The sequence below is a fragment of the Nocardioides sp. 31GB23 genome (assembly GCF_040012395.1).
Lineage (GTDB): Bacteria > Actinomycetota > Actinomycetes > Propionibacteriales > Nocardioidaceae > Nocardioides > Nocardioides salarius.
In genome coordinates, this window is the sequence record NZ_JBDYKJ010000006.1 from 88,360 (window position 1) to 95,023 (window position 6,664).

Below are 6,664 nucleotides of genomic sequence, written 5' to 3' on the forward strand. Positions count from 1 at the left end.
GGACGGCCGGGTCCGCGCCTACGCGCCGGCGACCCGAGGTGCGGTCGGGTCGTCGAGCCCGGAGTCCTGCTCGCGCGCGACGTACTCCTCGATGTCCTCGACGTCGTCGAGGTTGCGGCGCACCACGGCCAGCAGGTCCGACATCGTGGCGACCTGCTCCTTGATGAACCACTGCAGGAACTGCTCGGAGGCGAAGTCCTGCTCCTCGCGGGCGGTGCGCACCAGGTCGTAGATCTGCTCGGCGACCTGGCGCTCCTGCTCCAGGGCCAGGGCGACCGGGCCCACGACGTCGTCGAAGGAGGAGAGCGGCGCGGGGACCCCGGGGATCACCACGGCCGAGTCGGTGTCGAGCAGGTACTGCACCATCATCATGGCGTGGTCGCGCTCCTCGAGCGCCTGGGCGTAGAAGAACGCCGCCATCTGCGGCATCGTCTCGGCGTCGTAGTGAACGGCGCAGGCCAGGTACTGCTGGTGCGCGGCCAGCTCGTTGCCGATCTGGGCGTTGAGCTGCTCGACGAAGCGCGGTGCGGGCACGGGTTCCTCCGGTGGTCTGGCGGGGCTGGTGGCCCTCAGGCCGAGGCGGCCAGCTGCTTCTTGGTCACCTTCGAGCCGTCGAGGCGCACGAGCTTGCGCTTCTTGACGGTGTAGCCGGAGGGCAGGGTGCCCTCCTTGAGCATCCGCAGGGGACAGCGACCGCACTTGCTGCGCGACTCGCAGCACTCGGTCTTCGGCAGCTTGACCACCGTCGAGCCCTTGCCGCTCTTCTTGGAGCCGTGCTTGGCGCCCTTGCCCTTGCCCATGCCGCTCACGGTAGCACGGGGTTAGGTGAGGCTTACCTGCCGTTCCGCGTCAGTCCAGGTCGTTGGCCGCGCGGATGACGTCGACGATGCCGCCCATGATCTCGGTCAGCCCGAAGTCCTTGGGCGTGTAGACCGCGCCGACACCCAGCTCGGCGAGCCGGCGGGCGTCGGAGTCGGGGATGATCCCGCCGACGATGACCGGGATGTCCCCGGCGCCGGCCTCGCGCAGCCCCGCCAGGATGGCGGGCACCAGCTCCATGTGCGAGCCCGACAGGATCGAGAGCCCCACGCAGTGCACGTCCTCGGCCACGGCCGCGGAGACGATCTGCTGCGGGGTCAGGCGGATGCCCTGGTAGACGACCTCGAAGCCGGCGTCGCGGGCGCGCACGGCGACCTGCTCGGCGCCGTTGGAGTGGCCGTCGAGGCCCGGCTTGCCGACCAGCAGGCGCAGTCGGCCGCCGAGCTCGTCGCCGGTGGCCCGCACACGCTCCCGCACGGCGGTCAGCTCGGTGCCGGCCTCGGCCACGCCCACGGCGCCGGAGACGCCGGTCGGGGCCCGGAACTCGCCGAACACCTCGCGCAGCGTGCCGGCCCACTCACCGGTGGTCGCCCCCGCGCGGGCGGCGGCCAGGGTGGGCCCCATCAGGTTCTCGTCGCCCTGGGCGGCCTCGGCCAGCGCGGCCAGGGCTGCGGCGACCTCCTGCTCGTCGCGCTGGGCCTTCCAGGCCTCGACCGAGTCACGCGCCGACTGCTCGGCGCGGGGGTCGGCGGTCATGATCGCCCCGTCGAGGTCGGAGGTCAGCGGCGACGGCTCGGTGGTCTCGTAGCGGTTGACACCGACGATGACCTCCTGGCCCTCCTCGATGCGCGCGCGGCGGGCGGCGTGCGCCGAGACCAGCTCCTCCTTCATGTAGCCGGACTCGACCGCGGCGATCGCGCCACCCATCGCCTGCACCCGGTCGATCTCGGCCTTGGCGCCGGCGACCAGCTCGGCGACCTTGGCCTCGATGACGGTCGAGCCGTCGAAGATGTCGTCGTACTCGAGCAGGTCGGACTCGAAGGCCAGGACCTGCTGCAGCCGCAGCGACCACTGCTGGTCCCACGGGCGCGGCAGCCCGAGGGCCTCGTTCCAGGCCGGCAGCTGCACGGCGCGGGCGCGCGCGTTCTTGGAGAGCGTGACCCCGAGCATCTCGAGCACGATGCGCTGCACGTTGTTCTCGGGCTGGGCCTCGGTCAGGCCGAGCGAGTTGACCTGCACGCCGTAGCGGAAGCGGCGCATCTTGGGGTCCTGCACGCCGTAGCGCTCGCGGGTGATCTCGTCCCACAGCTCGACGAAGGCGCGCATCTTGCACGTCTCCTCGATGAAGCGCACCCCGGCGTTGACGAAGAAGCTGATCCGGCCCACGACCTTCTCGAAGTCCTCGTCGGCGACCTGGCCGGACTCCTTGACCTGGTCGAGCACCGCGATCGCGGTGCACAGCGCGTAGGCCAGCTCCTGGGTGGGCGTGGCCCCGGCCTCCTGCAGGTGGTAGCTGCAGATGTTGATCGGGTTCCACTTCGGGATCTGGTGGACGGTGTAGGCGATCATGTCGCTGATCAGGCGCAGGGAGTGCTCGGGCGGGAACACGTAGGTGCCCCGGGAGAGGTACTCCTTGATGATGTCGTTCTGGGTGGTCCCGGCCAGCTGGGCGGCGACCTCCTCGGGCGTCAGGTCGGGGTTCTGCTCCTCGGCCACCACCTGGTACATCGCCAGCAGCCACATCGCGGTGGCGTTGATGGTCATCGACGTGTTCATCGACGTCAGGGGGATGTCGGCGAAGAGGTGGCGCATCTCGCCCAGGTGCGGCACCGGCACCCCGACCTTGCCGACCTCGCCGGTCGACATCACCGAGTCGGGGTCGTAGCCGGTCTGGGTCGGCAGGTCGAAGGCCACCGACAGCCCGGTCTGCCCCTTGGACAGGTTGTTGCGGTACAGCTCGTTCGACGCCTGCGCGGTCGAGTGGCCGGCGTACGTGCGCATCACCCAGGGGCGGTCCTTCTCAGGACGCGCGAGCAGGGGTCGGTCCTTCTCCGTCATGGACAGAGGGTAGAACGGGATCTACGCGCTGGTAACCGGCTCGGGTGTGGCTTATCCGACACCCAGGGCCGCGCGGTCGACGTCGACGACCCGGATCAGGTGCGAGAGGTGCAGCAGCCGACGCACCGCCGGGCCGCAGCCGCGCAGGGTCAGGTGCCCCCCGCGCAGGTCGGCCGCCCTGCTGGCCACGGCCAGCACCCGCAGGGCCGTGACGTCGGCGCCCGAGACCGCGGAGAGGTCGACCACGACGTGCCCGTGGCGGGCCAGGTGGTCGTAGACCGCGGCACGCACCTCGGTGGTGCTGCGCACGTCGAGGTCGCCCTCGAGCCGCAGCGTGGCTCCGTCCCTGCTGATCCGCATGTGCCCTCCCGCCCGCTGGCCCCGCTCCCCCGGTGGAACGCGACTCGGCGTGGTCGTCCTCACACACCTTGACGTGTCGGCGGCCCGGATGGTTGCACCGCGCGGCCACTTTTCTGCTCCGTGTCGCGACCGACCAGCGCGAGCGCACCCGTGCCGAGCCCCAGCAGGGCCATCCCGGCCACCCCCTCGGGCGCGAAGATGTGCCCGACGTGCACCAGCCAGGCCCCCGCCAGCAGCACCACCCCGACCAGGCCGACCAGCACGGGCGCGCGCAGGCGCACGACCTGGTCGACGACCAGCACCCCCACGCAGACCAGCAGCGCCCACGAGCCCACCTCACCCAGCGGCGTGCCGATGCGGAACATCTGGCTGACCGCGGCCGGTCGCTCCACGCCCGGCCCGAGCTGGTGGGTCACCCAGCCGGCGCCGATGCCGCTCACCACGTCGAGCGCGGTGTAGAACGTGGCGTAGACGTAGGCCGACAGGCGCACCACCCAGGCGACCGCGTCGGTGCGCCCCCGCACCAGCACCGCCAGGGCCACGCCGACCAGCGGGAAGACCAGCAGGCCCGGCACGTGCAGCGCGAACCACCGCCACGCGGTGTCGTAGGAGAGCCCGTGGGGGTGGAACAGGCCGGCGGCGGCCAGGGTCAGGCCCGGCAGTGCCAGCGCCAGCGGCCAGAGGAGTCGGCGTGCCATGCGCCGAACCTACGCACGCCCCGGAGGCGCTGCACCCACCCGTGGCTACCCTTCAGCCATGGTCAACCTGACGCGCATCTACACCCGCACCGGCGACGCCGGCGAGACCCGGCTCGGCGACATGAGCGTCACGACGAAGACCGACACCCGGTTGCAGGCCTACGCCGACGTCGACGAGGCCAACGCCCACCTGGGCCTGGCCGTGGCCCAGGGCGGCCTCGAGGACGACGTCGTGCAGCTGCTCGTGCACGTGCAGAACGACCTCTTCGACGTCGGGGCCGACTTCTGCACCCCGGTGGTCGCCGAGCCGGAGTACCCGCCGCTGCGCATCACCCAGGACTACGTCGACCGGCTCGAGGGCTGGTGCGACCACTACAACGAGCCGCTGGAGAAGCTGCGCTCCTTCATCCTCTCCGGCGGCACCGTCGGCGGCGCCCACCTGCACGTCGCGCGCACGGTCGTACGCCGCGCGGAGCGCTCGGCCTGGGCGGCGCACGCCGAGCACGGCGAGAGCATGAACCCGCTGGCCATCACCTACCTCAACCGGCTCTCCGACCTGGTCTTCATCCTGGCCCGCCACGCCAACCGAGAGCGCGGCGACGTGCTGTGGGTGCCCGGCGGCGAGCGCTGAGGCGACGTCGTGACCCCTGACCGGTTCTGGCGCCTCGTCGAGCTGCTCGCCGGCACCGCCGACGAGGAGACCGTCCCCCGGCTGGAGGCGGCCCTGGCGCCCGGTGAGCACGAGACCTTCGCCGACGCGGTGCAGGACCACGTCGACCGGTTGCTGGCGCGACGGGAGGTGCCGGGCTCGCACGCCGGCGACACCGCCGAGCACCTCGCGGCCGCCGTGGTCGCCGCGGGGCGCGACACCTACGAGCGCGAGCTCGCCCTCGACACCCCCCTCGACCCCGGCCGGTGGCGCTGGGAGGAGGCCGAGAGGCTCCTGGTGGCCGGGCTCGTCGCGGAGGAGGAGCCCCACGACGGCGTCGGCGACCTCGCCGAGCAGCTGGGCGTCCACCTGCAGTGGCGCTCGGTGCAGGTGCCGGACGGGGTGCTCACCAGCTGGGGCGAGGAGGTCGCCGAGATCGACGGGGTCCTCGGCGACGACCCCGCCTTCGGACGCGTCCCCGCCGACGACCCGCACTGGCACGAGGCGCTGCAGCGCCTCGCCGAGGACCCCGAGTTCCACCACCGTCGAGCCGCCGTGGCCGGCCTCGAGCTGCACGTCGTGGTGCGCGACACCGACGAGGCGACGCTGAGCGCCTTCCCCGACGCCGACGCCGCCGAGCACGTCGTGCTCGTCGTCCCGGTCGAGGCGATGACCGCCGACCCCCACCGCGCCGAGGCCTACGTCGAGGCCGTGGTCACCATGCTCGTCTCGTTGACCGAGGACTAGGACGCCACGCCGGCCGTGCGGTCCCGCGTGGCGCCGACGCTGAGCGCCGCGGGAAGCATGAGCACGGCGACGACCAGCAGCACCTCGAGGGTCCCGACCCGGTCGGCGAGCCGACCCAGCAGCGGCGGGCCGGCGAGGAACGCGCCGTACCCGATCGTCGAGACCACCGAGACGCGCAGCGCGGCGCCCTGCGGGTCGTCGGCGGCTGCGCTCATCCCGACCGGGAAACCCAGCGAGGCGCCCAGCCCCCAGGCCAGGATGCCGGCGGCGACCACGACGGGCGAGCCGCCCAGCACCGTGGCCAGGGTCCCGGCGCCCGCCAGGGCGGCGCAGCCCAGCAGCACCGGGGAGCGGCCCCAGCGGTCCAGCAGCAGCGGGCCCAGCAGGCGACCGGTGGTCATCGCCACCACGAAGAGCGCGAACCCGGACACCCCGACCCACGTCTCGACCCCGTAGCCGTCGATGAGGGCCAGCGAGAGCCAGTCGTTGGCGGTGCCCTCGACCATCGCGAAGCAGAGCACCATCAGGCCGATCGCCAGGGTGCGCGGCTCGGTCCACGCCGAGCGGCGCGCCGGGGACCCGGGCGCCGGGTCGTGGCCACCGGCCGCCGGGCGGGCGGGGGCGAAGCGCGCGGCGCTCCCCCAGGCCAGCGCCCAGGCGAGGCCGGCGACGCCGGTCAGGTGGACGAGCAGCGGCACGTCCAGGGCCACGACCAGCACCCCCAGGCCCGCGCCGATCATCGAGCCCAGGCTCCAGCCGGCGTGGAAGCGCGGCATGATCGTGCGGGCCAGGCCCCGCTCCACCTCGGCGGCCTCGACGTTCATGGCCACGTCCCACACGCCGGTGCCGGTGCCGTGCACCAGCAGCCCCGCCGCGGTGACCGGGACCGACCCGGTGCTCACCCCGAGCGCTGCCAGGCCCAGCCCGCACGTGTCGAGCCCGGCCCCCAGCCGCACGGTGGCACCGGCGCCGATCCGGTTGATCACGTGGCCGGTGCTGGGCAGGGCCACCAGCGAGCCCGCCGCGACGGCGAGCAGCAGCAGCCCCAGCGAGCCGTTGCTCAGGGCCAGCCGCTCGCGCACGTCGGGCAGCCGGGAGACGAGGGAGGCGAAGACCAGCCCGTTGAGCACGAAGGTCAGCGCCACCGCGTTGCGGGCACGCAGCAGGGTCGTATCGGGCCGATCGACGGCCCGCTCGGCGGTGCGGGGCATCCGCCCATCGTGCCAGTTGACCGGTCAACCAGCCAAGGCGCCCCTGTTGGTTGAGGAGGTTGCGCAGCAACCGTCTGATACGGAAGTACGACACTCCTGAGACGCCGTTGGCCTGGAGTGAC

General features: G+C 72.9%; 8 protein-coding genes. 2 read left to right on the forward strand and 6 right to left on the reverse strand.

The window, feature by feature from the left end:
• Window positions 1-18 precede the first annotated feature (18 nt).
• From ABKW28_RS03250 to ABKW28_RS03270, 5 genes are read right to left on the reverse strand one after another with little or no spacing between them, the layout of a single operon-like run.
• Complete coding sequence (locus ABKW28_RS03250) at window positions 19-534, reverse strand: ferritin (RefSeq protein ID WP_348606329.1); 516 nt, start codon at window positions 532-534, stop codon at window positions 19-21.
• A 35-nt stretch (window positions 535-569) separates the two neighbouring features.
• A complete protein-coding gene (locus ABKW28_RS03255; protein WP_193667718.1) occupies window positions 570-800 on the reverse strand; it encodes a hypothetical protein in 231 nt (76 codons plus the stop codon).
• 49 nt (window positions 801-849) lie between these two features.
• Window positions 850-2,877 carry a protein meaA gene (locus ABKW28_RS03260; RefSeq protein WP_193667488.1) on the reverse strand — a complete coding sequence of 676 codons (2,028 nt, stop codon included), beginning with the start codon at window positions 2,875-2,877 and terminating at the stop codon, window positions 850-852.
• Between the two features lie 51 nt (window positions 2,878-2,928).
• Window positions 2,929-3,237 (reverse strand): STAS domain-containing protein, encoded by a 309-nt coding sequence (locus tag ABKW28_RS03265; RefSeq protein WP_193667489.1) that lies wholly within the window; start codon window positions 3,235-3,237, stop codon window positions 2,929-2,931.
• A 59-nt stretch (window positions 3,238-3,296) separates the two neighbouring features.
• Entirely contained in the window at window positions 3,297-3,935 is a 639-nt protein-coding gene (locus ABKW28_RS03270; protein WP_348606331.1) for a hypothetical protein, read from the reverse strand.
• 58 nt (window positions 3,936-3,993) lie between these two features.
• Here ABKW28_RS03270 and ABKW28_RS03275 point away from each other — a divergent pair, with 58 nt between their 5' ends.
• Window positions 3,994-4,566, forward strand: a complete 573-nt coding sequence (locus ABKW28_RS03275; protein WP_193667491.1) for a cob(I)yrinic acid a,c-diamide adenosyltransferase — start codon at window positions 3,994-3,996, stop codon at window positions 4,564-4,566.
• 9 nt (window positions 4,567-4,575) lie between these two features.
• Window positions 4,576-5,331 carry a hypothetical protein gene (locus tag ABKW28_RS03280; RefSeq protein WP_193667492.1) on the forward strand — a complete coding sequence of 252 codons (756 nt, stop codon included), beginning with the start codon at window positions 4,576-4,578 and terminating at the stop codon, window positions 5,329-5,331.
• Here ABKW28_RS03280 and ABKW28_RS03285 read toward each other — a convergent pair.
• A complete protein-coding gene (locus ABKW28_RS03285) occupies window positions 5,328-6,542 on the reverse strand; it encodes an MFS transporter (protein ID WP_348606333.1) in 1,215 nt (404 codons plus the stop codon). The genes ABKW28_RS03280 and ABKW28_RS03285 overlap by 4 nt on opposite strands.
• Window positions 6,543-6,664 lie beyond the last annotated feature (122 nt).